The 25,166-nt window shown below is 69.6% G+C and carries 28 protein-coding genes; 7 read left to right on the top strand and 21 right to left on the bottom strand.

Annotated features, from left to right (window positions below; all coding sequences use genetic code 11):
- Nucleotides 1-76: 76 nt before the first annotated feature.
- On the bottom strand, nucleotides 77-952 hold the full coding sequence (locus tag ACSF8R_RS12960; RefSeq protein ID WP_434812287.1) for an EamA family transporter: 876 nt from the start codon (nucleotides 950-952) through the stop codon (nucleotides 77-79).
- Nucleotides 949-2,196, bottom strand: a complete 1,248-nt coding sequence (locus tag ACSF8R_RS12955; protein WP_434812286.1) for a serine hydrolase domain-containing protein — start codon at nucleotides 2,194-2,196, stop codon at nucleotides 949-951. The genes ACSF8R_RS12960 and ACSF8R_RS12955 overlap by 4 nt, the downstream gene beginning before the upstream one ends.
- Nucleotides 2,197-2,277: 81 nt before the next feature.
- Here ACSF8R_RS12955 and ACSF8R_RS12950 point away from each other — a divergent pair, with 81 nt between their 5' ends.
- Nucleotides 2,278-2,589 carry a DUF2470 domain-containing protein gene (locus tag ACSF8R_RS12950; RefSeq protein WP_434812285.1) on the top strand — a complete coding sequence of 104 codons (312 nt, stop codon included), beginning with the start codon at nucleotides 2,278-2,280 and terminating at the stop codon, nucleotides 2,587-2,589.
- 53 nt (nucleotides 2,590-2,642) lie between these two features.
- Nucleotides 2,643-3,296, top strand: coding sequence for a heme oxygenase (biliverdin-producing) (locus ACSF8R_RS12945; RefSeq protein ID WP_434812284.1), 654 nt, complete (start codon nucleotides 2,643-2,645; stop codon nucleotides 3,294-3,296).
- A gap of 2 nt (nucleotides 3,297-3,298) precedes the next feature.
- Here the strand turns inward: ACSF8R_RS12945 and ACSF8R_RS12940 are convergent, their stop codons facing one another.
- Complete coding sequence (locus ACSF8R_RS12940; RefSeq protein ID WP_434812283.1) at nucleotides 3,299-4,705, bottom strand: ATP-dependent DNA helicase; 1,407 nt, start codon at nucleotides 4,703-4,705, stop codon at nucleotides 3,299-3,301.
- Nucleotides 4,706-4,740: 35 nt separating this feature from the next.
- Here ACSF8R_RS12940 and ACSF8R_RS12935 point away from each other — a divergent pair, with 35 nt between their 5' ends.
- On the top strand, nucleotides 4,741-5,793 hold the full coding sequence (locus tag ACSF8R_RS12935; protein WP_434812282.1) for a hypothetical protein: 1,053 nt from the start codon (nucleotides 4,741-4,743) through the stop codon (nucleotides 5,791-5,793).
- 1 nt (nucleotide 5,794) lies between these two features.
- Here ACSF8R_RS12935 and ACSF8R_RS12930 read toward each other — a convergent pair whose 3' ends face one another.
- The 13 genes from ACSF8R_RS12930 to ACSF8R_RS12870 form a co-directional block, all read right to left on the bottom strand.
- Nucleotides 5,795-7,771 (bottom strand): cytochrome c oxidase assembly protein, encoded by a 1,977-nt coding sequence (locus ACSF8R_RS12930; protein ID WP_434812281.1) that lies wholly within the window; start codon nucleotides 7,769-7,771, stop codon nucleotides 5,795-5,797.
- A 173-nt stretch (nucleotides 7,772-7,944) separates the two neighbouring features.
- On the bottom strand, nucleotides 7,945-8,223 hold the full coding sequence (locus ACSF8R_RS12925; RefSeq protein WP_434812280.1) for an HU family DNA-binding protein: 279 nt from the start codon (nucleotides 8,221-8,223) through the stop codon (nucleotides 7,945-7,947).
- Nucleotides 8,224-8,495: 272 nt separating this feature from the next.
- On the bottom strand, nucleotides 8,496-8,801 hold the full coding sequence (gene rpsN / locus ACSF8R_RS12920) for a 30S ribosomal protein S14 (RefSeq protein ID WP_183532622.1): 306 nt from the start codon (nucleotides 8,799-8,801) through the stop codon (nucleotides 8,496-8,498).
- 4 nt (nucleotides 8,802-8,805) lie between these two features.
- Complete coding sequence (gene rpmG / locus ACSF8R_RS12915; protein ID WP_029145259.1) at nucleotides 8,806-8,976, bottom strand: 50S ribosomal protein L33; 171 nt, start codon at nucleotides 8,974-8,976, stop codon at nucleotides 8,806-8,808.
- Complete coding sequence (gene rpmB, locus ACSF8R_RS12910; protein WP_005051771.1) at nucleotides 8,976-9,212, bottom strand: 50S ribosomal protein L28; 237 nt, start codon at nucleotides 9,210-9,212, stop codon at nucleotides 8,976-8,978. Before rpmB ends, rpmG begins: the two co-directional genes overlap by 1 nt.
- Nucleotides 9,213-9,342: 130 nt before the next feature.
- Complete coding sequence (locus tag ACSF8R_RS12905; protein WP_434812279.1) at nucleotides 9,343-10,041, bottom strand: DNA-3-methyladenine glycosylase; 699 nt, start codon at nucleotides 10,039-10,041, stop codon at nucleotides 9,343-9,345.
- Complete coding sequence (locus ACSF8R_RS12900) at nucleotides 10,038-11,453, bottom strand: hypothetical protein (protein WP_434812278.1); 1,416 nt, start codon at nucleotides 11,451-11,453, stop codon at nucleotides 10,038-10,040. Before ACSF8R_RS12900 ends, ACSF8R_RS12905 begins: the two co-directional genes overlap by 4 nt.
- Entirely contained in the window at nucleotides 11,443-12,333 is an 891-nt protein-coding gene (locus ACSF8R_RS12895; protein WP_434812277.1) for a TIGR03943 family putative permease subunit, read from the bottom strand. The genes ACSF8R_RS12900 and ACSF8R_RS12895 overlap by 11 nt, the downstream gene beginning before the upstream one ends.
- Nucleotides 12,326-13,345 (bottom strand): permease, encoded by a 1,020-nt coding sequence (locus tag ACSF8R_RS12890; RefSeq protein ID WP_434812276.1) that lies wholly within the window; start codon nucleotides 13,343-13,345, stop codon nucleotides 12,326-12,328. The genes ACSF8R_RS12895 and ACSF8R_RS12890 overlap by 8 nt, the downstream gene beginning before the upstream one ends.
- Nucleotides 13,332-13,739, bottom strand: coding sequence for a Fur family transcriptional regulator (locus ACSF8R_RS12885; RefSeq protein ID WP_434812275.1), 408 nt, complete (start codon nucleotides 13,737-13,739; stop codon nucleotides 13,332-13,334). The genes ACSF8R_RS12890 and ACSF8R_RS12885 overlap by 14 nt, the downstream gene beginning before the upstream one ends.
- 37 nt (nucleotides 13,740-13,776) lie before the next feature.
- On the bottom strand, nucleotides 13,777-14,640 hold the full coding sequence (locus ACSF8R_RS12880; RefSeq protein ID WP_434812274.1) for a metal ABC transporter permease: 864 nt from the start codon (nucleotides 14,638-14,640) through the stop codon (nucleotides 13,777-13,779).
- On the bottom strand, nucleotides 14,637-15,473 hold the full coding sequence (locus ACSF8R_RS12875) for a metal ABC transporter ATP-binding protein (protein ID WP_434812273.1): 837 nt from the start codon (nucleotides 15,471-15,473) through the stop codon (nucleotides 14,637-14,639). Before ACSF8R_RS12875 ends, ACSF8R_RS12880 begins: the two co-directional genes overlap by 4 nt.
- A complete protein-coding gene (locus ACSF8R_RS12870; protein WP_434812272.1) occupies nucleotides 15,470-16,456 on the bottom strand; it encodes a metal ABC transporter solute-binding protein, Zn/Mn family in 987 nt (328 codons plus the stop codon). Before ACSF8R_RS12870 ends, ACSF8R_RS12875 begins: the two co-directional genes overlap by 4 nt.
- A 172-nt stretch (nucleotides 16,457-16,628) precedes the next feature.
- Here ACSF8R_RS12870 and ACSF8R_RS12865 point away from each other — a divergent pair, with 172 nt between their 5' ends.
- Nucleotides 16,629-17,138 (top strand): AAA family ATPase, encoded by a 510-nt coding sequence (locus tag ACSF8R_RS12865; RefSeq protein ID WP_434812271.1) that lies wholly within the window; start codon nucleotides 16,629-16,631, stop codon nucleotides 17,136-17,138.
- A gap of 137 nt (nucleotides 17,139-17,275) precedes the next feature.
- Here ACSF8R_RS12865 and ACSF8R_RS12860 read toward each other — a convergent pair whose 3' ends face one another.
- Complete coding sequence (locus ACSF8R_RS12860) at nucleotides 17,276-17,527, bottom strand: DUF4287 domain-containing protein (protein ID WP_434812270.1); 252 nt, start codon at nucleotides 17,525-17,527, stop codon at nucleotides 17,276-17,278.
- Between the two features lie 57 nt (nucleotides 17,528-17,584).
- On the opposite strand from ACSF8R_RS12860, the gene ACSF8R_RS12855 reads away from it, so the two are divergent.
- On the top strand, nucleotides 17,585-18,328 hold the full coding sequence (locus ACSF8R_RS12855; RefSeq protein WP_434812269.1) for a hypothetical protein: 744 nt from the start codon (nucleotides 17,585-17,587) through the stop codon (nucleotides 18,326-18,328).
- 53 nt (nucleotides 18,329-18,381) lie between these two features.
- On the opposite strand, the gene ACSF8R_RS12850 is transcribed toward ACSF8R_RS12855, so the two are convergent.
- The 3 genes from ACSF8R_RS12850 to ACSF8R_RS12840 are packed head-to-tail and all read right to left on the bottom strand — an operon-like array spanning nucleotide 18,382 to nucleotide 21,853.
- A complete protein-coding gene (locus ACSF8R_RS12850) occupies nucleotides 18,382-19,737 on the bottom strand; it encodes a dihydrolipoamide acetyltransferase family protein (protein WP_434812268.1) in 1,356 nt (451 codons plus the stop codon).
- An 11-nt stretch (nucleotides 19,738-19,748) separates the two neighbouring features.
- Nucleotides 19,749-20,726: an alpha-ketoacid dehydrogenase subunit beta gene (locus ACSF8R_RS12845; RefSeq protein ID WP_434812267.1), complete on the bottom strand. Its 978-nt coding sequence runs from the start codon at nucleotides 20,724-20,726 to the stop codon at nucleotides 19,749-19,751.
- Nucleotides 20,723-21,853, bottom strand: a complete 1,131-nt coding sequence (locus ACSF8R_RS12840) for a thiamine pyrophosphate-dependent enzyme (protein ID WP_434812266.1) — start codon at nucleotides 21,851-21,853, stop codon at nucleotides 20,723-20,725. The genes ACSF8R_RS12845 and ACSF8R_RS12840 overlap by 4 nt, the downstream gene beginning before the upstream one ends.
- 128 nt (nucleotides 21,854-21,981) lie before the next feature.
- Here ACSF8R_RS12840 and ACSF8R_RS12835 point away from each other — a divergent pair, with 128 nt between their 5' ends.
- Nucleotides 21,982-22,425 (top strand): GIY-YIG nuclease family protein, encoded by a 444-nt coding sequence (locus tag ACSF8R_RS12835; RefSeq protein ID WP_434812265.1) that lies wholly within the window; start codon nucleotides 21,982-21,984, stop codon nucleotides 22,423-22,425.
- 16 nt (nucleotides 22,426-22,441) lie between these two features.
- Here ACSF8R_RS12835 and ACSF8R_RS12830 read toward each other — a convergent pair whose 3' ends face one another.
- Nucleotides 22,442-23,506 (bottom strand): histidinol-phosphate transaminase, encoded by a 1,065-nt coding sequence (locus ACSF8R_RS12830; protein WP_434812264.1) that lies wholly within the window; start codon nucleotides 23,504-23,506, stop codon nucleotides 22,442-22,444.
- Nucleotides 23,507-23,570: 64 nt separating this feature from the next.
- On the opposite strand from ACSF8R_RS12830, the gene ACSF8R_RS12825 reads away from it, so the two are divergent.
- Nucleotides 23,571-23,969 (top strand): phage holin family protein, encoded by a 399-nt coding sequence (locus ACSF8R_RS12825; RefSeq protein ID WP_434812263.1) that lies wholly within the window; start codon nucleotides 23,571-23,573, stop codon nucleotides 23,967-23,969.
- The last annotated feature ends 1,197 nt before the right edge of the window (nucleotides 23,970-25,166 follow it).

The raw sequence follows: 25,166 nt of genomic DNA, 5'->3' as shown, positions 1-25,166 counted from the left end.
GATACTCCGGTGAAGTGTAGGGGACGTCACCGGGAACCCGGAACATGGAGCGACTCAGAAGCGGGCGGCCTCCGGCTCAGGCGACGGGTTCCGTGCTCTCACGTGCGCGCCGTCCGGCGGCACGGATTGCGCCGACGGATGCGCCGATCACGAGCGCGATGCCGACCAGTTCGAGCCACGTCAGGTGCTGCCCGAGCAGCACGAACCCGGCGAGCGCCGCAGTCGCAGGTGCCAGCGACATGAGGATCGCGAAAGCGGATGCCGGCAACCTGCGCAGCGCGGCGAGTTCGAGCGCGTAGGGGATCGTCGACGAGAGCACCGCGACGGCGGCCCCGATCGCGACGAGGTCGATCCGCAGCAGTGATGCGCCCGCGTTCGGGATGCCGAACGGCAACGAGACGATCGCCCCGACCGTCATCGCCAAGGCCAGCCCGTCGAGCTTTGGGAACGCCGCCCCGACGCGCGCCGAGGCGAGGATGTAGAACGCCCAGCTCGCGGCGGCGCCCAGGGCGAACAGCACGCCGAGCAGGTCGAGCCGGTCCCACCCGCCGCCGCCGAGTGCGACGACGCCGGCGAACGCGATGCCCGCCCAGATCCACGCTGATGCCCGCCGCGCCGCGACGATCGACAGCACGAGCGGCCCGAGCACTTCGATCGTGACGGCGACGCCGAGCGGCAAGCGCTCCAGCGCGAGATAGAACAGCGCGTTCATGACGGCGAGCACGATGCCGAAGCGCGCCACCGCGAACCAGTCGGCGCTGGAGTGCCCCCGCCACGTCGGGCGGGCGATCGCGAGCAGCACGAGCGCCGAGAAGACGAGCCGCAGCATCACCATGCCGAGCGGCCCCATGTCGTCGAACAGCAGCACAGCGAGCGCAGCACCGACCTCTTGGCACGCGAGTCCGACGACGACGAACGCGGCAGCGGATGCCGAGAACGCCCGTGCGCTCATTCGCAGATGGCCTCGTCGGCGACGCTCTCGGCCATATCGGCCTCGGTCCAGGGATACCCTGCGGACGGGGCGCTCAGGTCACCGACGGCCGGCGCCTTTGATGCGATCGCGGCCAGCTGCCAGGACAGTGCGCGCGCGGCCACAGCGGATGCCCGCGAGTTGTTGAGGACGACGACGACCGTCAACCCCGTCTCGCGATCAGCGAAGGCAGATGTGAGATAACCGGGCACGCGTCCGAACTGCCCGGCGAGGCTGCCCGCGAGGAGCGCGCCACCCTTCGACTGGTACCAGGTCGAGCCGGAGCGTGACGCCGACACCGCGTCCTCGAAGCGAGCGTCCGAATCGTAGCTGCGGAGCCCCAGGGCGAGCGCCTGCACGTACCGGCCGATGTCGTTCACGTCGCTCACGACGCCGCCCGCCGTGTAGCCCGCGGACGGCGAGAAGGTCGTCAGGTCTACCGTGTCGGCACAGGACAGCTCGCCGTCGACGTTGCCCGAGCGCAGCCCGTTCAGGCGGCCGTCGGTCGGCGACGTTGACGGGAGCGAGCTGGCATCCATCCCGAGCGGCTCGAAGATGTACGTCTCGAACAACTGCGCGGCCGAGCGGTTGCTCGCGCTCTCCAGCGCGAGACCGAGCACGACATAGCCCGTGTCGCTGTTGCCGTATTCGCTGCCCGGCTCGAACGAAAGACCGCTCGCCATGCCGTAGGCGGCGAGCTCGCGCGGGTTCCACACGCGCTCGGGGTTCGCGATCCAGCGGGTCTGCAGCTTGCCGGCGTACGACGCGAGCCCGCTCGTGCTGTCACACAGCTGACCGAGCGTGATGCCCTTGAGCGTGGGCATGCCCGGCAGCCAGGTGGTGACGTCATCGCCGAGTGCGACGGTGCCCTCTTCGACAAGGGCGTACAGGACGTCGCAGGTCATCGACTTGGTGATCGACCCTGCGAGGAAGCGCATGTCGGTGCTCACTTCGGCACCGTCGGCGGTCGTGGTGCCGAGGCCCGTCACCCAGGATCCGGCCCAGGGCGCCCAGACTCCCACGACAGCACCGGTCGAACCGGTGCCTGCCATCGCGGTCTCGGTCGCGGTGCGCAGCTGCTCCTGCATGTCGTCGGGCAGTGCCCCTTCGACCTGCGCGGGCAACTCCACCCGGTGGCTGGCATCGGGTGTGCAGGCGGCCATGCCGAGCACCATCGCCGCGGCGGCCGTCCAAGCGGCGATCCGCCGTGTGCGCGTCTGCGGCATCCATACTCCCTGGGTGGAACTCGTGCCCCTCAAACATACCCGGGCGGTCGCTGCAGCGACGCGGTGCGTAGGGTGTCGTGCATGACCCACGTCTTCGACGACGATGCCCTGCGCGGCGTGCTCGGCCACATGAACACCGATCACCTCGACGACAACCTGCTCATCGCGCGGGCGTTCTCGCCCATCCCCGACGTCATCCGCGCCGAGATGGTGACCTTCGACGGTGACGCCGGCCAGTGGCACGTGATGTGCGCCGACGGTGCCGAGGACGTCATCCGTGTGCCGTGGCCGGGCGGTCCGATCAGTGAGCGACGCGAGGTGCGCCGCGAGATCGTGGCGCTGTACGACGCGGCCTGCGCACGACTGGGTGTGGAGCCGCGTCCGCAGAGCTGATTCCGACGAAACCTTCAGTTAAGGTGAGCCTTAGTTTCAGCTACACTGCAGGTATGGCCGACCCGATCCCGTTCTCCACCGCGCTGCGCGAGCGCTCCAGCGGCGCACACTCCGGCAGCGAGCACGCCGGCTTCATGGCCGACCTGATGCAGGGGCGCGGCACCCGCGACGACTACGTCGCCCTCGTGGCCCAGCACTGGTTCATCTACGAGGCCCTCGAAGTCGCCGCCGAGCGCATGAAGGACGACCCGATCGCCGCGCTGTTCATCAGCGAGAAGCTCACCCGCCTCCCCGCACTCGAAGCCGACCTGGCGTTCCTCATCGGCGACGACTGGCGCGAGCGCATCGAGCCGCTGCCGACGACCGAGCGCTACGTCGCCCGCATCCGCGAGGTCGGCGCGAGCTGGGCGGGCGGGTTCGTCGCCCACCACTACACCCGCTATCTCGGCGACCTGTCGGGCGGCCTGTTCATCGGGCGCCTCATGGCGCGCCAGTTCGGGTTCGAGACCAACGGCATCGGCTTCTACATCTTCAACGAGATCGCCGATCCGAAGGCGTTCAAAGAGGTGTACCGCGAGCAGCTCGACGCCGCCCCGTGGGATGCCGCCGAGCGCGAGCGCGTGATCGACGAAGTGCTCGTCGCCTACCGGTTCAACACCGACCTGTTCACCGACCTCGCCGCCGACAAGGCCCGTCGCGCCGCCTGATCTCAGCCGACGACGCCGCCCGCGCGTTCCGCGGCGCGCACACCGGCCATGAAGCGGCGGACGTCGTGGTCGACGAGGATGTCACTCGGCCGCAGCGCCCGTGACAGGTAGAGCCCCTCGAGCGACGTGAGCCGCGACAGCGCGACATATGTCTGCCCGGGGGCGAACGCCCCCGAGCCGAGGTCGACGACCGCGCGATCGTACGTCTTGCCTTGCGACTTGTGGATCGTGATCGCCCACGCCAACCGCAGCGGAAACTGGGTGAACTCCGCGACGATCTCACGCGTGAGCTTGCGGGATGCCGGGTCGTACGCGTAGCGGAACCGTTCCCAGACCGCCGGTTCGACGTCGTGCTCCTCACCGTCGAGCTCGACCCGCACCGTGCCGCCCGCGATGCGGGTGACGGTGCCGATCGACCCGTTGACCCAGCGGGGTCCGTCGCCGCCGAACCCGCCGACGTCGTTGCGCAAGAACATCACCTGCGCCCCGACCTTCAGCTGCAGCTCGGCCTCGGCGGGGTACGACGCGTCGCCGCGACCGAAGTCGCCGCTGATGTCGGCACGGGCCGTCTGCACCGGCCCGGTCAGCGCATCGAGGTGGCGCTGGTTGATGCGGTTCACGATGTCATTGCGGGTCGCGAGCGTGATGATCGGAGGTTCCCCGTCGACGGGCTCGGGCACAGGGCGGGCGCCGGTCGAGTTGAGGATGCCGGCCATGTCGGCGGTCACGATGCCGTGCCGCACCGCATTGAGGATCTCTTTGAACCCGGGATCGGACTGCCGGTGGATGTCGCGCAGCTCACGGATGTGCAGCGGCGCCCCCACGCGCCCGAGGTCGAGCAGCCCGTCGGAGCGGATCGCGCCGGCATCCCCCCGCGGCCCCGCCCACACCTGCGCATCGAAGAACCAGAACGAGCGGTAGTGGTCCTGGATGTAGCGCAGCTCATCGCCGCGCGGCGGCACCGGCGAGAGCTGGTACGGGTCACCGAACATGACGATCTGCACCCCGCCGAACGGTTCAGCGCGGCGCTTGCGGGCCTGCCGGAGTGATCGATCGATCGCATCCATCACATCTGCGTTGACCATCGAGATCTCGTCGATGACGAGCGTGTCGATCGCATTCAGGATCTTGCGGGTCGCATCGGACTGCTCGAGCTCGCTGTCTGCGATGAGCCCGATCGGGAGCCGGAACAGCGAGTGGATCGTCTGCCCCTCGACGTTGAGCGCGGCGACTCCGGTGGGCGCGCACACGGCGATCTGCTTGTCGGTGTTCCACGCCAGATGCTGCAGCAGGGTGGACTTGCCGGTGCCCGCGCGGCCCGTCACGAACACGTGCTCGCGGGTGTCTTCGATCAGGCGGAACAACTCCTCCTGCTCGGACGACAGCGGAGGGGTGTTCACCGCATCCATGCTAGCTATCAGGCGAGGTTTCCTAGACTGAAAGCGTGCACGGGGTGGGTGATGCGCGTGAGCGCCGACGGCTGCGGTTCGATCTGACCGCACTGCTCGTCGTCTTCGCGCTGCTCGTCGGCGCGATCGGCGCGACCGGCGTGATCGCGTATCAGCACCTCTACAGCCCGACCGCGTTCGTGCTGCGCTACCTCGAACTGCTCACGCAGGGGCGGGCAGCCGACGCCCTCACCGTGCCGGGTGTCGTGATCGACTCGGTCGACCTCGAAGACGCGAAGCTGCCCACCACCGCCAGCGAGGCGCTGCTGCGACGCGACGCGCTCGCGCCGCTCACCGAGGTCGAGGCGGTGCGCGCCGAAGAGTCGGACGGCATCACGAAGGTCACCGTCAGCTACAAAGCAGGCCCCCACGAGGGCACCTCGACCTTCGAGGTCGAACGCGCAGGCTGGGTGGGTGTCGCTCCCACGTGGCGCTTCGCGCAGAGCCCGTTGGCCGTCATCGACCTGAGCGTGCGCGGCGCGATGCAGTTCAGCGTCAACGGGTTCGAGGTCGACAAGCGTCAGGTCTCGGTCGACGGCGTCGAGGCCGATCCGCTGGCAGCCGTTCCCCTGCTCGTCTTCTCGCCGGGCCTGTACTCGGTGCAGGTGAAGACGGCGCTGTCCGAGAGCCCCGGCGTCGCCGTGCTGTCGGACACACCGCAGGCCGAGATCCCCGTCGACGTGCAGACCGAGCCGACCGACGAGTTCATCGGCGTCGTGCAGGACAAGGTCGAAGCCTTCCTCACCGAGTGCGCGACCCAGGAGGTGCTGCAGCCGACGGGGTGCCCCTTCGGGACGTTCTTCGAGAACCGCGTCGTCAGCACCCCGACATGGAAGATCGCGAAACAGCCGACCGTCGCCCTCGCACCCAACGGCGCGGACTGGAAGATCCGCCGCACGCAGGCGATCGCCGAGATCACGGTCGACATCCAGTCGCTCTACGACGGCAGCATCCAGCAGGTCGTCGAAGAGGTGCCGTTCTTCTTGACCGGCGATATCACGGTGCTGCCCGACGGCAGCGCATCGATCCAGGTCTCGCCCAGCGACTGAGTCAGCGCGCCCTGCGCGCGTCGCGTTCGGCGAGCGCTGCCAACTGCGCGTTGTACTCCTCGAGTTCGGCATCGCCGGTGCGGTCTGCGTGGCGATCCGCCCTGCGCTGCATGCGCTCGTCGGACCGGCTCCACTGGATCGCGACCGTGATCGCGAGGATGAGCGTCGGGATCTCACCGATCGACCAGGCGACACCGCCGCCGATGTACTGGTCTTCGAGCGGCGTCGGTCCCCAGGTGCGCCCCATCGACCCGAACCATTCGGCGACGAACAGGCTCTCGCTCATCATGATCGCGATGCCGAAGAAGGCGTGCATCGCCATGACCGCCAGCAGGGTCACGAGACGGAACGCGTACGGCAACCGCAGCGGCACCGGGTCGATGCCGATGAGCGAGAGCACGAACAGGTAGCCCGAGATGAGGAAGTGCGCCGTCATCCACACGTGCCCGAGGTGGTCGTAGAGCGACCATCGGAATAGGTCGGTGTAGTAGAACGCCCACAGCGACCCGATGAACACGGCTGCGGCGACGAGCGGATGCGTGACGACCCGCGAGAACGGTGTGTGCACCGCCCACAGGATCCATTCCCTGGCCCCGCGCGTGCCGTCTTCACGTTTGCGGATTGCACGGGCAGCGAGCGTGACCGGCGCACCCACGACCAGGCACAGCGGGATGGCCATGGTCAGCAGCATGTGGCCGATCATGTGCATGCTGAACAGGTAGTCCTGGTAGGCGTTGATCGGCCCACCGGTCACCCACAGCAGTGCGAGCATGCCCACCGTCCACATCACGGTGCGAGCGACCGGCCAGCGATCGCCGCGGCGATGCAGACGCCAGACTCCGGCGAAATAGAAGAAGAGCCCGAAGCCGACGACCGTCAGCCACAGCAGATCGATGTCCCACTGGGTGAACCAGCGGTCGATCGTCAGTTCGGGCGGCAGCGGTGCGCCGGTGAGGTACTCGGCGGGCGACCGATCGGTCGCCAGGGTCGTGTCGACGGGCGGCGGCGTGCGCGAGAGGGCGACGGCGGCACCGCTCGCGATGCCCATGAAGGCGAGTTCGAGCGCGATGAGGCCCCAGAACCTGCCCGCGCCGCCCTTCACGCGGATGCCGTCGATCAGCCGTCGCCGGTAGATCGCGCCGAGCACGCCGATCAGCAGCAGCGCGGCGATCTTGACCATGAGCAGCGCACCGTATGCCGATGCCAGGTGCTCCCACGCCACGACGCCGATCACGGCGCGCGCGAGGCCGGAGCCCGCGACGACCACGAAAGCCGCCAGGGCGAGGCTCGAGTACCGCTCCAGCAGCGCGTGCATCTTCTCGCGGTCGAGCTGGGGACGCACGATGACGAGCAGGACGATCCCGCCCACCCAGACGGCCGCGCCGATGATGTGCAGCGTGAGGGCGGCGACGGCGATGTTGTGGTTCGCCTCTGCACCCGAATGCCCCTGCGTCGCCATCGGCACGAGCGCGGCGACCGCGGCGATGCCGATGAGCAGTGTCATCGTCCAGCCCCGGAACGCGAACGTGAGCACCGTGATGACGGCGCCCGCGAGCGTCGTGATGAGCCAGGCGAGCCCGAGCTCGGTGCCGACCAGGAAGTTGCCCAGCTGCGCGCCGAACTGGGCGTCGGCGCTCGGGGTCGCACCCAGCACGTTGAGGAAGGTGAAGTAGGCGGTGAGGCCGCTCGCCACAGTGAACACCGCCGCCCCGGCCGATGCGGTGTCGAGGGCGGTGTCGAACGGCCGCTCGCGCGCTTCGAGCCCGAACAGGGCGAGCACGAGCGCGCCGACCATGACAGCCGCCGAGAGATTGACGACGACCTTCGCGACCGGCAGCCCCCAGCGCACCACCGGACCCGGGTCGTTCAACTGCAGCGGATCGGCACCGCCACCGTACGCGAGGCCGACGATGAGCATCAGCAGCGCGGCCGCGACGAGAATCACCGGCCCGACGAGACGGAGCGCGCGACTGTTCACACGTTCCAGCCTAGATCGCGTCGGCGTGCCCGCAGACAGCAGAAGGGGGATGCCTCGCGGCATCCCCCTTCCAGCGTCAGATTCAGGTTTCGATACACCGCGGCGTCAACGCCGCGGCACTCAACCTGAGTCGCAGCCGCGTCAACGCGCTTCGCACATTGACCCGGCTCGACTCACTTGACGGCAGCCTTCAGCTTCGAGCCCGCGGTCACCTTGACGCGCTTGCCGGCAGCGATCTTGATCTCTTCACCGGTCTGCGGGTTGCGGCCCGTGCGAGCGGCGGTGTCGACCGACTCGAAGGCGATCCAACCGGGGATCGTGACCTTCTCGCCCTTGGCGACAGCCTCGGACACGGTGGCGAACAGCGAGTCGAGCACGCCCGAGACGGTCGACTGGCTCTGGCCCGTCGCGCTGGCGATGCTGGCAACGAGCTCGGTCTTGGTGATAGCCATTGGGTTGTCCTCCAGACGGCGGGTTACGCCGCCTTCAGTTCCTGCGGACCGAGCGGCGGACACCGCCCGGCTGGTCGTTCGACCGCGACCGAATATACCCACGAACCGCGTGATTCCGCGGATTTCCGCGCATTCCTGGTCATACTCCCCGGCGTGTCGCGTGACAGCTGTGACTGATGTGACTTCTGTGGCGTTCGACACGTCATGCGCGTCGCGACAGACGAAAGGCCCGGCTCCTCCGAAGAGGAACCGGGCCTTCGCTGCTGTGGTGCTTACCAGCTCGACTTGGTCACGCCGGGCAGCTCGCCACGGTGTGCCATGTCGCGGAAGCGGACACGCGAGATGCCGAACTTCGACAGGTGGCCGCGGGGGCGACCGTCGATGGCGTCGCGGTTGCGCAGACGCACCGGCGACGCGTTGCGCGGCAGCTTCTGCAGGCCGACGCGGGCGGCCTCGCGGGCCTCGTCGGTCGCGTTCGGGTCGACCAGGGTCTTCTTCAGCTCGGCACGCTTCTCGGCGTAGCGGGCGACGACCTCTTCGCGCTGCTTGTTGCGCGCGATCTTGCTCTTCTTCGCCATGAGATCAGCGCTCCTCTCGGAATTCGACGTGCTTGCGGACCACCGGGTCGTACTTCTTCAGCACGATGCGGTCGGGGTTGTTGCGGCGGTTCTTGCGCGTCACGTAGGTGTACCCCGTGCCGGCGGTCGAGCGCAGCTTGATGATCGGACGGACGTCCTGAGCCTTCTTCGCCATTAGAGCTTCACACCCTTCGCGATCAGGTCCTTCACGACCGACTCGATGCCGCGGGCGTCAATGACCTTGATGCCCTTAGCCGAGACGTTCAGCGTGATCTTGCGACCAAGCGAAGGAACGTAGTAGGTCTTCTTCTGCACGTTCGGGTCGAAGCGGCGCTTCGTCCGGCGGTGCGAGTGCGAGATGTTGTGACCGAAGCCGGGAACTGCTCCAGTCACCTGGCACACTGCTGCCATAGTGATGTCTCCTTACGCCCCTGATGAGGCGATACCGTGAGGCCGGACGGCCCCACCCAAGATCCCTTGTCTGCACCATCCGCCAGGCGGACAGCGCGAACTGCGTGCTGGAGTGCGCGCAGACAAAGAGCTACTTTAGCACGGTCGGGCGTGTCGCCTTGACCTCGGTGGCGCCGCGGCCCCAGCGGAACGGCGAGACCGTCGGGTCGCCCGCGATCCAGAACCGCCACGGAAACGCCTCGGTGCCAGCGATGCCCGCGACCCCGACGCGGGGGCCCGAGGCGATCGCCTCGACGGGATGCCGTGGCAGCTCCAGTCGCGCGACCGCACCCGCCTGCTCGGCACCGGTCACCGCGTCGATGCCGTCGTGGACGGGATGCCGCAGGCCCACCGCCGAGCCGAATCGACCCGGGCCTCGCGCGAAATCCCGCGGCGAACGGGCCGACGCGCGGCGCCGCGCTGCGGCATCCGTCCCCTCGATCACCTCGCCCGCGCGCAGCAGGATTCCGCCCGCGGTTCCGTCGGGACCGCACACGACGTTGACGCACGAATGGATGCCGTGGCTCAAGTAGACGTAGAGATGACCGGGCTCTCCCCACATCGTCGCGTTGCGGGCCGTGCGGCCCATGCGCGCGTGCGAGCCGGGGTCGGGCAGGTCGCCGGTGCCCTGCCCGTGGTAGGCCTCGACCTCGGTGAGACGCACCGCAACGGTCTCGCCGTCGACCGTCGTTCGCAGCACACCGCCGAGCAGCCGCGGTGCGACGTCGACAGGCAGCCCTGCGAGCGCGGCGCGGGTCGCAGGAACGAGTGCCGTGGGCACGTCCGTCACAGCGGCGGAGCCGTTTCGCACCACGAGATGTCGAACCCGGTGAGCGCGACGATGTCGTCGCCGTCCTCGAGCGAGACGATGTGCGTCTGCAGCGTCTCGGGGAGCGGCAGCAGGTAGCCGTCGTACGGGTTGTCAACCACGTTCGGCGCGACGAGGAACGCGGCGTACCGGCCGCTCGGCGACACGCACGTGTGCACGAGCGCATCGCCGACCGCGGCGGCGAACACCTCACGCGTTCCCGCGTCGTCGACGACCACCACCGACGTCGATGTGCTGCCGTCGGCCCCGCTGAGCGCCCGCAGACTCGCACCCGACCCGCCGGGCAGCGGCGTCACGGTCGAGACGAATCCCAGCGTCGGGTCTGTGGGCAGCAGCTCCTCCTGCTCGCCCGTCGCCAGATCGAGCCCGATGAGCCCCTCCGTCGTGTCGATCAGTGCCAGGGTCGACCCCGGCGAGATGCCGTGGATGTGCACCGCCGTGCCGAGCGCGACCGGCGCGGCCCCGCCCGGAGCAGCCATGGTCAGCGCCCCATCGAAGGTCATCATGAGCACGTCGTCGGTGCCCGGCACGAACCGCCAGTCTTCGACGCGCGCCTCGCCCTCGCGCTCGACGGCGAGCGGGTCGGCGTCCGGATCGTCGGCGGATGCCGTGTAGAGGATGCTCTCTTGGGCGCCGGCGGTGCCGACATCGGCATCCGTGAACGTGTAGCCGATGCGCGATCCGCGGTCGGCGACCTGCAGGTTCGTCACGCGCCCCTCGCCGGGCAGCGTGAGTTCAGCGGGGTCTTCACCGTCGAGCCCGACGACCGTCACATGCGATAGGCCGTCGTCATCGGTCGTGTTGACGACGAGGTGCTCCCCCGAAGCGCGGTAGTCCTCGATGCGCGGATCACTGAACACGGGCACCGCGGCAGTCGCCTCGAAATCGGTGCGGAAGATGCGGTCCTCGCCGTCTTCACCGCCTCGAAGCAGCACGTACGAATGCAGTGCCGGTGTCGTGAACGACTCCTCGAGAGTGCTCACGGTGCCACCGCCGACGCCCTCGACCCCGTCGATGCGGATCGTGTAGTCGGTGGCATCCCACAGCGGCAGCGCGAAGCGGATGCCGATGCTGCGGCCCGACGTGTCGACGGTGAACGCCGTCTCGGGCGTCACGGTCACCTGCTCGGGATCGATGGCGGCGACGGCCTGACTGAGCGTGAAGATCACGCGACTGCCCGACGCTTCGATCGCCGTCGCGGGGTTCACCTGCACGTCGGTGACCCGTGGACCCTGCACGGTCGTGAGCGCGGCGCCGCCCAGCCCGACGGCGAGCAGCAAGCCCGCAACCAGCGCGAAGGCACCGCCGAACGGGCGACGGCGCGACGGCGCGGCCGCCGCTCGCTGTCGGCTCCGGCGGGTGTCAGTACTCATACGGGTCCTTCGGCTGGTCGATCGTCTCGACCTCGGCCGCCTCGATGACCAGGCGACCGCCGTCGTCGCGCACCGTGCCGGTGACCGTGACCCACTCCCCCGTCGCCGGCACGTCGGTCGCCGCGATCGGCAGGACGGCGGGCTGGGCGTCGATGACGCAGTGCGTGACGACCATGCGGGTGAGTTGGAATCCGGCATCCGCGGGCGTCACGAATCCGGTGAGCGCCACGCGTGTGCCGGCGAACGCCTCAGGATCGGTCGCCGTGGCGAACACGGTCACCCAGTCGCCGACTCCGAACGACGCGGTGTCACCGGTCGCCGCCAGCTGCACCGTGTCGGCGTCTTGGAACAGCGGCGCGGCACCGAGGTCACGACTCATCGCGAGCTCCGTCGAAAGGACTGCCGGCGGAGTGACCACGATCGTCGCGACGATGCCCGTTGCGACGACCCCGCCGATCGCGACGAGCACACCGCCCGGCGTCACGCGGGGCCGAGAGTGGTCGCCACGTGTCGTCTCGCTCCGCTCGCGAGGCGACCGCGAGCGCGCGGCAAGGCTGCTCTCGCGCGCGGCACGACGCGATTCGGGTGGTTGCGTGCCGCCGCGCAGCGGCGGCGTATCGAAACCATGCCCCGCTCCCCCGTGATCGTGCCCGTGATCGGCCTCGGCGCCGAGCGGCAGCAGGAACGACGCCACGGCGCCGATGAGCGCGATGACCGCCATCGACACGGCGAACCACGCCCCGTCGGGGTTGATGTACAGCGCGAGCTGTCCGGTCAGCGCCAGCGCGATCGTCGTGGCCGCGAGCGCAGCCGCGAGCCCCACGCCGAGCAGGCGGGTGGCGAGCGAACCGGCGACGGACGACGCGTGCGTGTCAGACAACGAGGTTCACCATTCCTCCGATCGCGACGGCCGCCAGCAGCACGATGACGACGATGCCCGCGAGAGTGCGGGTGCGGAACGTCGTGCGCAGCAGGGCGAGCATCTTCACGTCGACGAGCGGACCGACCAGCAGGAACGCGACGATCGACCCGGGCGTGAAGGTCGATGCGAACGACAGCGCGAAGAACGCGTCGACGTTCGAGCAGATCGACACGACCATCGCGAGGGCGATCATCGCGATGATCGACAGGGCCGGGTTCGAACCGATCGCCAGCAGCGTCTCGCGCGGCACGAGCACCTGCACGCCACCGGCGAGCGCAGACCCGATGACGAGTGCCGGCATGACCGCCCGCAGTTCGACGATCAGTTGGGTGATCGTGCGGGCGGCCTTTCCGGCATCCGTCTGTTCGGCGACGGCGCACGCATCGCGGAAGCGCTCGGTGATGAGGGCGTCGGGGTCGGGATGCCGGCTGTACAGCCACCCGATGAGATTCGCGATCGCGTACCCGCCGAGGAGGCGGGCGATGAGGATGCCGTCGTCGAAGCCGAACGCCTGGTGCGTCGTGATGATGACGATCGGGTTCACGATGGGCGCCGCGATCAGGAACGTCATCGTCTCGGGCACGCTGAACCCGCGCATCATGAGGCCGCGGGCGAACGGCACATTGCCGCATTCGCACACCGGGATGAGCATGCCCAGCAGCGACAGCACGGCCCGGCGCGCCCACGCGCGCCGCGGCATCCATCGTTCGATGACGCCCGGCGGCAGCCACACCTGCACGACGATCGACAAGATCACGCCGAGCACGACGAACGGCAGCGACTCGATGAGCACGCTGATTGCGAGGGTCAGGCCGTCCTGCGCACGCGTCGGCAGCGACGGGCCGGGGGTGAGCAGCGCGAGGACGATGAGCGCCGCGACGACAGCGGCCCCCGCCCCGAGGTTGACGAGGGTGCGGGTCAGCTCGCTCCGCGGGGCAGCCGCCGCGGTGCGGGTGTCAGCTCGGGTCACGATCGGCGCGGGCGGTGCATGCCGCGCACAGCCCGAAGATGTCGACGACGTGCTCGGCGCGGGTGAAGCCGTGGTCGGCGGCGGTCTCGCGCGCCCACTGCTCGACATCGGTCGCCTGGATCTCGACCGTCGTGCCGCACGACCGGCAGATGAGGTGGTGGTGGTGGCCGCTGCTCTCGCAGGCGCGGTAGATCGCCTCGCCCTCGGGACTCTGCAACTGATCGGCCTCGCCACTGGATGCCAGATTCGCCAGCGCGCGGTAGACCGTCGCCAGGCCGATGCCGGTGTTCGCCTCCCGCAGGGCGGCGTGCAGGTCCTGCGCAGAGACGAATCCCTGGGCGTCGGTCAGCGCTTCGCGGACGCGTTCACGCTGCCAGGTGTTGCGCTGGGCCATGCCGCGAGTCTAACCGCGGCGCCTGTGCGCGGGCTCGTCACGCATGGGCGCGGGTGACGCGGCCGCGGCGGGCACCGACGATGCGGCACACGAGGTAGATCGCGAACGAAATGGTGGTGATGTAGGGACTCACCGGCAGCGTGCCCATGACCGCGAGCAAGATGCCGCCGACCGCCGACACGAGCCCGAACACCGCCGCGAGCGCGGGCACGGCGACCGGTCCCGATGCGACCCGCATCGCCGCGGCCGCGGGTGTGACGAGCAGCGCCATCACCAGCAGCGCGCCGATGATGTGCACCGCGACGGCGACGGTGAGTCCGAGCAGCAGCATGAAGGCGAGCGAGACGCCGACGGTCGGCACACCGCGCGCGGCGGCGGACTGCGGGTCGAGCGAGTCGAAGCGCAGCGGACGCCAGATGAGCACGAGCGCGATGAGCACGAACGCCGAGATGCCGATGAGCCAGCCGAGCTCGCCCGTCTGCACCGACACGATCTGCCCGGTCAGCAGGCTGAACCGGTTGGCGCTGCGCCCGTCGTAGAGCGAGAGGAACAGGATGCCGAGGCCGAGGCCGAACGGCATGAGCACGCCGATGATCGAGTTGCGGTCGCGGGCCCTCGCGCCGAGCCAGCCGATGAGTGCAGCCGCGACGAGCGAGCCGAAGATCGACCCCGTCACGACGTCGACGCCGATCAGCAGCGCCGCGGCGGCGCCGGCGAAGGAGAGTTCGCTGATGCCGTGCACCGCGAACGCCATATCGCGCTGCATCACGAACACGCCGATGAGGCCGCCGACGAGGCCGAGGATCGCGCCGGCCCACAGCGAGTTCGACACGAGCGCGAGGATCTCGCTGTAGAAGGGGATGCCGCCGAACATCGCATCCTGCACGTCGGCCCAGTTCACGCGTGACCCCCGTGGTCGTGGTCGTGATGGTGGTGCGATTCCTCGGCATCCGGCGCGCCCACGACGACGAGCCGGTCGCCGGCGCGCAGCACGAAGACGGGAGCCCCGTACAGGTCGGTGAGCACGGGCGAGGTGAGCACGTCTTTGGGCTTGCCGAGGGTGAACCGTCCGCCGGCGAGGTAGAGGATGCGGTCGACCTTGCCGAGCACCGGGTTGATGTCGTGCGTGACCAGCAGCACGGCGGCCCCGCTCTTGCGGTGCTGGTCGATCAGGCGCACGACCGCCTGCTGGTTGGCGAGGTCGAGGCTCGTGAGCGGTTCGTCGCACAGCAGCAGCCGCGGATCGTCGGCGAGCGCCTGCCCGACGCGCAGCCGCTGCTGTTCACCGCCGGAGAGCACGCCGACAGGTCGGTCTGCGAAGTCGGTCGCGCCGACGGCCTCGATGAGGTCGTCGACCCGCTGCCGTTCGCCGCGGCGCGGCACCGGCAGCCCGAAGCGGTGCCCGTTCACGCCGAGCGAGACGAGGTCGCGGCCGCGCATCGAGGTCTCCCGCGGGAGCGGACGGGCCTGCGGCAGGTAGCCGATGCGCCGGTTGCCGCGGCCGCGCACGGGTTCGCCGAGCGCCGTGATGGCGCCTTCGCTGAGCGATTCGAGCCCGAGGATCGCCCGCAGCAGCGTGGTCTTACCGGCACCGCTCGGGCCGAGCACCGCGATCAGCTCGCCTGGCTCGACGTCGAGGTCCAGCCCGCTCCACAGCTCGCGGCCGTCGCGGCGCAGCGCCGCACCCCTGATCTGCAGGGGCGGGGCGGCGGGCTGCGGGGCGCGCTCGGTCATCGGGTCAGCGTACCGGCGAGCTCGTCGACGTTGCGCTGCATCCAACTCGTGTACGTCTCGCCGTCGGGCAGCAGTTCGGTGAAGGCGAGCACGGGAATGCCGGCATCCGCTGCCGCATCGGTGACCGCCTCGGTCTCGGCGCCGCCCGTCTGCGCGTTCGTGATGACGACGTCGACGTCGCCCGACGCCAGCAGGTCGAGGGCTTCGAGCATCGTCGCGGGCGGCACGTCCTGCCCTTCCTCGACCGCCTCACTGAAGGCGGACGGGGTCACATCGACGAACTCGGCGGCAGCGGCGAGGTAGGCGGGCACCGGCTCGGTCGCGAACACCTGCGCGCCGCCGGAGGTCTCGGCAAGATCGGCGATCGTGGTCTCGAGCTGCTCGATGCCGCCGGTGAACTCGGCGAGCGCCGCAGCGTACGCATCCGCGCCGTCGGGGTCGAGCTCGGTCAGGTGCGCCGTGATGTCTTCGGCGAGATGGGCGATCGTGTGCGGGTCGTACCAGACGTGCTCGTTGAAGCCCTCGATGTGGTTGTGCCGATCGTGGCCGTCTTCATCTGCGTGGTCGTGGTCCGCGTCCGCCTCGGCGTCGTGGCCCTCATTCTCGGGGTAGTCGTGCGAGAACTCGACGGCGGTGAGCACGTCGGCATCCGTTCCGGACGCCTCGACGAGCGCGTCGATGAACGCGTCGTACCCGCCGCCGTTCTCGACGATCAGATCGGCCCGCGAGATCGTGAGCTGGTCGCGGGCGGATGCCTCGTACGAGTGGGGATCCTGCGAGGTCGACGTGATGATCGACGTGACCTCGACGCGGTCCCCACCGAGCTGCGCGACGATGTCGCCGTAGACGTTCGTGGAGGCGACGACCTGCACGCGCTCGCCCTCGCCCGCCGCCGTCTCCGTCGCCATGGCGCAACCGCCGAGCAGGAGGGTCGCCCCGAGGGCGGCGGTCGAGACGGCGAGGATGCGAGGGCGAAGCGGCATGCTCACACTCTAGTCGCTATTGATAATCGTTCTCAATCTTGCGCGTGCCGGGCTGTGTCTCGGTGCGTTCCGGCGACAGGAGATCTCACCGGAACAGGACGATCAGGGGCGCATCGTCCTGTTCTCGCGCGTTCTCCTGTCCTCGTGATGCAGAAGGCGGCAGGCTGACGGCATGCTCATCGTGATGGCGGGACTCCCCGGGTCGGGCAAGAGCACCATCGCCGAGGCGGCAGCGCGGATGCTGTCGTGCGCCGTCGTCGCCGTCGACCCGATCGAAGCGGCGATGCGCACAGCGGGCATTGCGCACGATCAGCCCACTGGACTCGCGGCGTATGTCGCCGCCGAGGCCGTCGCGCGCGCCCAGCTCAGGTTGGGGCACGTCGTGATCGTCGATGCCGTCAACGATGCCGAACCCGCGCGAGCACAATGGCGGGATCTCGCGGCATCCGAGGGCGCGCGACTCGAGTTCGTCGAGGTCGTGCTCGCGGATGCCGACGCGCACCGGTGCAGGCTCGAGACCCGCAACCGCGACCTCGGTTTCCCCGAGCCGACGTGGGCGTCGGTCGACGCCCGTCGTTCGGGGTTCGACGGCTGGATCGACGACCGGCTGCGTTTGGATGCGACCCGGCGCATCGCCGAGAACGCCGCTCTCATCGCCGCCCTCGTCTCCGACCGAGGCTGACGGACGACCCCTCAGCTGCGCAGCATTCAGTCTCCGCCGCGACGGATCCAGCGTTGTCGACGCGGAATCCCGCGGCATCGACCGGCCAGCGGCTTCGCGGGGACTGAATACTGAACACCCCACCGACCGCCTCGGGTTCAGGCGCCGAGTTGGGCCTTCACCCACGCGACGATCGCGTTGGCGTGGCCGTGGCCGAGTCCGTGGTCGGACTTCAGCCATCCGACGATCGCCATATGCGTCTCGCCCGCATCGAACCGCTCGACGGTGAGGTCGATCCAGTGCTGCATCGGCTCGCCGTACTTCGCCTCGATGTTCGGAAAGTACGACACCGGGCCCTTCGGCTTGTCGGCGGGATCGATGACGGGGGCGGTCACGCGCGAGGTGCTCACGGCGTGAGGTTAACACCTGGACGCCCTCGCCTGAAGCGATCATGGCAGGATCGCGGCATGACGCTGCCACCTCTCTCGCCGCCGCAGGAAGTCGGGGGTCCCGATGGATACTCGTACGGCGCCGTCTACGTGTCTTCGGATGACCGCCCGTCCGTCAGCGACGCACTGCGCACGATCGGATTCTCCGGATGGATCGCGCCACCCCAGGACGGCTGGATCGTCGCGGTCGGCGACCCGGGCGCGGGCATCACGGCATCAGCAGGACGGGGCATCGTCGAAGTCGGCGCGCACCTGGCGTCGTCGTTTACTCCGATCCTGGCCGTGCGGGTGCGCATCGACCGCCAACTCGGCGTGGTCGCCTGGCAGGCCGGCGACGAGATGATCCGCTACAGCAGCGACCCGTCGCAGGAGCCCGACGCCGACAAGGAGGTCATGACCGAGCCTGTCGGCGAGGAGGGTGCGGAGGCGCTGGCATCCGCACTCGAGCGACCCGATGCCGCCGAAGCCCTGGCGGAGCTGCTGGGCGAAGAGCTCGACACCGACAGCGTCTACGAGTCGGAGCGGCTGCGGTCGGTGCTGCGGCTGCTCGGGCTGCCGGAGTGGGTGATCGCAGCGGAATCACTCCCCCGCAGGGTCCCCGGCGGCCCGTCGCGAGCCGAGTTCATCCGCCTGCGCGCCGGCCGCGAGGGATTCGCCGGCTGGCTGATGAGCCGCTTCACTCGCCGCAGCCGCCCGGCGCCGCCGATCATCACCGACCCGCCGCGTCAGCACCTGTCCGGCTGGGAGCTCGGCCTCTACTGAGTCACCCCGCTGTCGCGTGCACGACGTCGCGGACGGGCGAGGGGGATGCCGGATCAGTCCAGCAGCAGGGCGGGCTCTTCCAGCACGCTGGCGACGTCGGCGATGAAGCGGCTCATGCCGTCGCCGTCGATGACGCGGTGGTCGAACGAGCCGGAGACGGTCGTGACGAACCGAGGGCGTACCTCGCCGTCGACGACCCACGGCTTCTGCCGGATCGTGCCCATCGCGACGATGCCCGATTCGCCCGGGTTGATGATCGGGGTGCCGGCATCCATCCCGAACACGCCGATGTTCGTGATCGTGATCGTGCCGCCCTGCTGATCCGCGGGCGACGTCTTACCCTCGCGGGCAGTCAGCGTCAGCTTCTCGAGCGCCTTCGCGAGGCCACGCATGTTGAGATCCTGCGCGTCCTTGATGTTCGGCACCAGGAGGCCGCGCGGGGTGGCGGCAGCGATGCCGAGGTTCACGTAGTTGCGCACCCGGATCTCGGCCGAGCCGTCCTCGTTGTCGATCCACGCGGCGCCGACCATCGGGGTGCGGCGCACCGCCCACACCACGGCGCGGGCCATGATCAGCAGCGGCGAGACGCGGATGTCGGCGAAGTCGGGCGAGGCCTTCAGGCGCTTGACGAGCTCCATCGTGCGGGTCGCGTCGACGTCGGTCCACACCGACACGTGCGGGGCGGTGTACGCCGAGCGCACCATCGCCGACGACGTCGCCTTGCGCACGCCCTTGACCGGGATGGCCTCCTCGCGGCCCTCGTCCAGCGCGGGAGCGGGCCCGGTGGGGCGGGGCGCTGTGGTGACCGCAGCATCCGGCTGCACCGGAATCGTCTGCTCGCGCTCGACCGGCACCTCCGGCGTCGCGATGTTGCGGAAGACGGAGGCCTGCGACGCGTGGCCGACCACGTCGTCGCGGGTGACCTCGCCGTCGGGACCGGACGGCGTCACCTGCGACAGGTCGACCCCGAGATCACGGGCGAGCTTGCGGATCGGGGGCTTGGCGACGACACCGACGGATGCCTTCACCGGGCGTTCTGCGGGCTTGCGGCGGCGTGACTTGACCGCACCGCCGGTGCCGTAGCCGACGAGCACGGCACCCTCCCCCTCGGCCTCGGCGTGCTGCTCGCCGTGCGCGGAGTGACCCGACGACGCGTCGGGAGCCGCGGCATCCCCGGCGATCGTGATGATCGGAGCGCCGACCTCTACGGTGGTGCCCTCTGCGACGAGCAGCTCACCGACGGTGCCGTCGAACGGCGACGGCAACTCGACGAGCGACTTCGCGGTCTCGATCTCGACGATGACGTCGTTGACCTTGACGGCATCGCCCGGCGCGACGCGCCACTGCACGATCTCGGCCTCGGTCAGTCCCTCGCCGACGTCCGGCAGGTGGAAGGTCTGGGTGCTCATCCTGACTCCTGTCAGTAGGCGAGGGCGCGGTCGACGGCCTCGAGGATGCGGTCTGCGTCAGGCAGGTAGGTGCCCTCCAGCTTCGCGGGAGGGAAGGGGGTGTCGAAGCCCGACACCCGCAGCACGGGCGACTCGAGCGCGAAGAACGCCTTCTCCATGACGGTCGCGGCGATCTCGGAGCCGAGGGAGTTGAACTGCGGCGCCTCCTGCGCATAGACCATGCGGCCGGTGCGGCGCACCGAGTCGAGGATCGGGCCGTAGTCCACCGGCGACAGCGAACGCACATCGACGACCTCGCACGAGGTGCCCTCGCTCTCGGCGAGCGCCGCGGCCTGCAGCAGGGTCGTCACCATCGCGCCGTGGCCGACGAGGGTGATGTCGGTGCCGCGGCGCACGATGCGCGACGCGTGCAGCGGCAAGGCGCGCTCGTCGACGTCGACCTCGCCCTTCATCCAGTACTTCGCCTTCGGCTCCATGAAGATCACCGGGTCGGCGGAGCGGATCGCATCCTGGATCATCCAGTACGCATCGTTCGGGGTCGACGGGGCGACCACGCGCAGGCCGGGCGTATGGGTGAAGTAGGCCTCGGGGCTCTCCTGGTGGTGCTCGACCGCGCCGATGTGTCCGCCGTAGGGGATACGGATGACGATGGGCATCTGCACGGCGCCCTCGTGGCGGTTGGTGATCTTCGCGAGCTGAGAGGTGATCTGGTCGAAGGCGGGGAAGACGAACCCGTCGAACTGGATCTCGCACACCGGCCGGAACCCGGCCATCGCGAGCCCGATCGCGGTGCCGACGATGCCGGACTCCGCCAGCGGGGTGTCGAGCACGCGGCGGTCGCCGAACTCGGCCTGCAGCCCCTCGGTGACACGGAACACGCCGCCGAGGCGCCCGATGTCCTCACCCATCAGCAGCACGTGGTCGTCGGCCGCCATCGCGGCGCGCAGACCCGCGTTGAGGGCCCGGCTGAACGGCATCGCCTGGCTCATGCCTGCTCCTCCTCGAACGCCGCCTCGTAGCCGGCGAGCCACTGCTTCTGCTCGGCGACGAGCGGATGCGGCTCGGTGTACACGTGGTCGAACGCGAGGTCGACCGACACGTCGCCGAGCGCGTTCGTGCGCACGCGCACGTCGTCGGCATACGCGGCGGCCTCGGCATCCACCCCGTCGAAGAACGACGCGGCAGCGCCCTTGCCTTCGAGGTAGGCGCGCATGCGGGCGATCGGATCACGCGTGGCCCACAGCTGCTCCTCGTCGGAGGTGCGGTACTTGGTGGGGTCGTCGCTCGTCGTGTGCGCACCCATGCGGTAGGTGAGGGCCTCGATCGCACGCGGCCCGGCACCGCCGCGCGCCTCGTCGAGCGACGCCTTCGAGACCGCGTAGCTGGCGAGCACGTCGTTGCCGTCGAGGCGGAACGACGGCATGCCGTAGCCCTCACCGCGGCGGTACAGCGGCGCACGCGACTGCGTCGCGACCGGCACCGAGATGGCCCAGTGGTTGTTCTGTAGGAAGAACACCTGCGGAGTCTGGTAGCTGTTCGCGAAGACCATGGCCTCGTGCACGTCGCCCTGACTGGATGCGCCGTCACCGTAGTAGACCATGACGGCCTGGTCGGTCTCGGCGTCGCCCGTGCCGCACTTGCCGTCGAAGACGAGTCCCATGCCGAAGCCGGCCGCGTGCAGCGTCTGCGCACCGAGGACGAGCGTATAGATGCGGGTGTTGCCGTTCTTGGGGTCGGTCGGATCCCATCCGCCGTGCGTCATGCCGCGCATGAGCCGGATGATGTCGATCGGGTCGACCCCGCGGGTCGTGCACACGACGTGCTCGCGGTACGAGGGGAAGATGTGGTCCTGCGCGCGGGCGGCACGCACCGAGCCGACCTGCGCGGCCTCCTGCCCGAACGACGGCGGCCACAGGGCCAGCTGCCCCTGACGCTGCAGATTGGTCGCCTGCCGGTCGAACGCCCGCACGATGACCATGTCGCGATAGAACGTCTCGAGGTCGGCATCGGTCAACGACTCGACGAGCGGCAGGAACCGCTCGGCTTCGGGCGTGGGGGCGAACGTGCCGTCTGCGGCGAGGACGCGGATGAGGGCAGGATCTTCGGCCGACGTCATTCCTTCACGCTAGCGCGGTCCGTATGCGACCTTCTGCATGCGCGCCACAACGGATCGCCCGATTCGACTGCGGTGGCCGACAAGCGCCGGTCGGCCGCGATGTCGGCGGCCTTGGGCAGGATGCCGGTGTGCCCGAGTCGATGCCGTCGGCGTGCCGCGTGTGCGGCGGCGTCGAGGGTGCGCGGCATCCGGTCGGCGACGGCGATCACGCGTGGCACTGCGACCGGTGCGGCTGGCGGGTGGGTGATGCCCCCGACGCCGACCTGCCGACCCCGCGCGTCTCGGTCGTCTATTACCTGCGGTACGCACAGCGGGTGAAGATCGGCACCTCGGCGACGCCGAGAGCCCGACTCGCTGCGATCCGCCACGAGGAGCTGCTCGCGTTCGAGCAGGGCGGACGCGATCTCGAGCAGCAGCGGCACCGGCAGTTCGCCGCGCTCCGCGAGGGCGGTGAGTGGTTCACCCTCGCGGCGCCGCTCGTCGACCACATCGAGTCTCTGCGCACCGGACGCGACCCGTGGGCGACCTACGACCGGTGGTTGGGCGACGCGCTTCGCGCGCGATCTTCCTGAACGCCGGTCTGCGCGGTCAGGGGGCGACGGATGCCGCGACCTGGACGATCTTCTCGATCGCGCCGAGTTCGCCGACCGAAATGCGCACGCCGTCGCCCGCGAACGGACGCACGATGAGCCCCGCGGCGTCGAACGCCTCGGCGACCTCGACCGCGCGGTCGCCGGCGGGCAGCCACACGAAGTTGCCCTGTGCGTCGGGCACGTTCCAGCCCGCGTCGCGCAGTGCGAGCACGAGGTCGTCACGGCGGTCGGCGAGTTCGGCCACACGCGCCCGCAGTTCGGCCTCGGAGTCGAGGCTCGCGAGCGCCGCCGCTTCGGCGGGCGCCGTCACCGACAGGGGGATGCCGGTGGTGCGCGCGGCGTCGAGGATGCGGGGGTGGCCGACGGCGTAGCCGATGCGCAGTCCCGCCAGGCCGTACGCCTTCGAGAAGGTGCGCAGCACGACGACGTTCTCGCGCCCCGACGCGAGCACACGCTCACCGTCGACGGCTTCGAGGTCGGTGACGAACTCGGCGTACGCCTCGTCGAGCACGACGAGCACGTCGCCCGGCACGGCCTGAACGAACGCGTCGAACGCGGCCTGCGTGACGATCGGGCCGGTCGGGTTGTTCGGGCTGCAGACGATGATCATGCGGGTGCGATCGGTGACCGCCTCGGCCATCGCGTCGAGGTCGTGCTCTCCGGATTCGGTGAGGGGCACCGTGACCGCGGTCGCGCCGGCGACGACGGCGAGGCCTGGGTACGCCTCGAACGAGCGCCACGCGAAGAGGATCTCGTCGCCCGGCCCGGAGGTCGCCTGCGCCAGCTGATACAGCAGCGAGACCGAGCCCGCGCCGACGTGCACGGCATCCGCATCGACACCGAACCGCTCCGCCAGACGCGCGCGCAGTCGACCTGCCGACGCGTCCGGATAGCGGTTGACCGCCGTGGCCGCCTGCATCGCCTCGACGACGCGCGGCAACGGCGCGAACGGGTTCTCGTTGCTCGAGAGCTTGAACGAGTCGGTGCCCGCCTGCTTGCCCTGACGGTAGGGCGGCAGCGCGGCGATCTCGGGACGGATGCGAACAGGGAAGTCGGTCACGACACGAAGTCTACGGAGCGGGCGCACATGGCAGTGGCCAGCGAGCGCATGACAGACTTCCGCCATGGGATTCCTCATTCGCGTCGTCGTCAACGCGTTCTCGATCTGGGTCGTCTCCCTCATCTCCGCACTGCAGGTGAGGGTCATCGCGTTCGCGCCGGGCGAGACCCTGCAGCTCGTCCTGACCCTGCTCGCCGTCGCGGTCGTGTTCGCGCTCGTGAACACGATCATCGGCACGGTCGTCAAGATCGTCGCGTTCCCGCTCTACATCCTCACCCTCGGGCTCATCTCGCTCGTCATCAACGGGTTCCTGCTGTGGCTGACGGCCTGGATCACCGGCTTCTGGGACTGGGGTCTGCGCGTCGACAACTTCTGGCTCGGCGTCGTGGCGGCCCTCGTGATCTCGCTCATCAACTGGATCTTCGGCATCATCCTGCGCCCGCAGACCAAGAAGCAGCGCTGACGCTCACACCCCGCCGCCGCCCGCGCTCCGACCGCCCCCTTCGGCTCGACCCGCTGGGCCGAGTACGTGATGGTCTGCACCGCGGTCGCACCCGCCAGCCCCGAGAACACGTCGCGCACCGCCCCCATCCGCGGGTCGCGCGAGGCATCCAGCTCGACGGCGGTCTCGCGGTACTCGTCGAGCATGTGCGAGCCGATCACATTGTCGTCCAGCCCGGCGTTGCGCTCGACGACGATGCTGCCGGTCGCGCCCGTGGTGTGGCCGAAGCCCCCGTCTGTCAGGGCCGGCACGATGTCGTCGGTGTGCCGCAGGGTCACCGAGAGCACGTGGCCGGGCAGTTCGACGGCGAGCCCGTTGCCCATCGACACCGCCGTCTCGACGCGATAGTCGGTCTGCGCTGCGAATCGCGCGTTGACCATCGCACCCTGCGAGTGCCCGATGAGGTGGATGCCGTCGTCCTTCGTCACGCCGGCATCTTCGAGTGCCTGCTCGAGGGCGAGGTACGACCCAGACTCTTGCCCGCCATAGGTCTCGAGGTTCGACTGCACGTCGAACGGGTCCGACCCCGGCAGTCCCCACTGCTGCGTGCCGGTGGTGTAGACGAGCACCTCTCGTTCGCCGTTCGGCATCGTGTAGATCTCCACACGGATGCGGCTGCCCTCGCCGCCGGGCATGCGATCGACGAGGGATGCGACACCGCCGGGCGCGGTTCCCCCTTTCTCCTCCAGGCGGTCGACCCGCACCTGTTCCGCGGTCGGCTCGAGCCTGTCGCCGGCGTCGACGCGCCCCAACCCCATCAGGTGGACGGCGGCGAGCGCGCCGAACGATAGCGTCCCGAACCACGGTGCCAGCACCCCGAGTTGCGCGGTCGTGTACACGAACTGCCCCGCGACACCGGCATAACGCCCCGCACCCCACTGCGCCTCGAGCATCGAGGCTCCCAGTCCCGCCGCAAACGCTTGGGATTCGAGGTTCGCAAGGCGCGTCTCGTGCTGGGCGATGAGTCCTTCGCCGCCGGCCTGGCGCGCCGAGGCGAGGGCCGCCCGCTCCTCGACGATCTCGTACAGCAGTGCGACGTGCGAGAGGTCGTCGGCGTGGCGGTCGGCGCGATCGCAGCCCTCGGTCACCACGCGGCGCAGGTACTCGACGTTGCCGTACGCCCCGGCCGCGTGCATGCTGCCCGACGCCTGCTCGAGG

Source organism: Microbacterium sp. bgisy189 (genome assembly GCF_965345345.1).
Taxonomy (GTDB): Bacteria; Actinomycetota; Actinomycetes; order Actinomycetales; family Microbacteriaceae; genus Microbacterium.
Note: the sequence above shows the minus strand (reverse complement) of the source record. Positions and strands in the feature narration are given on the sequence as shown.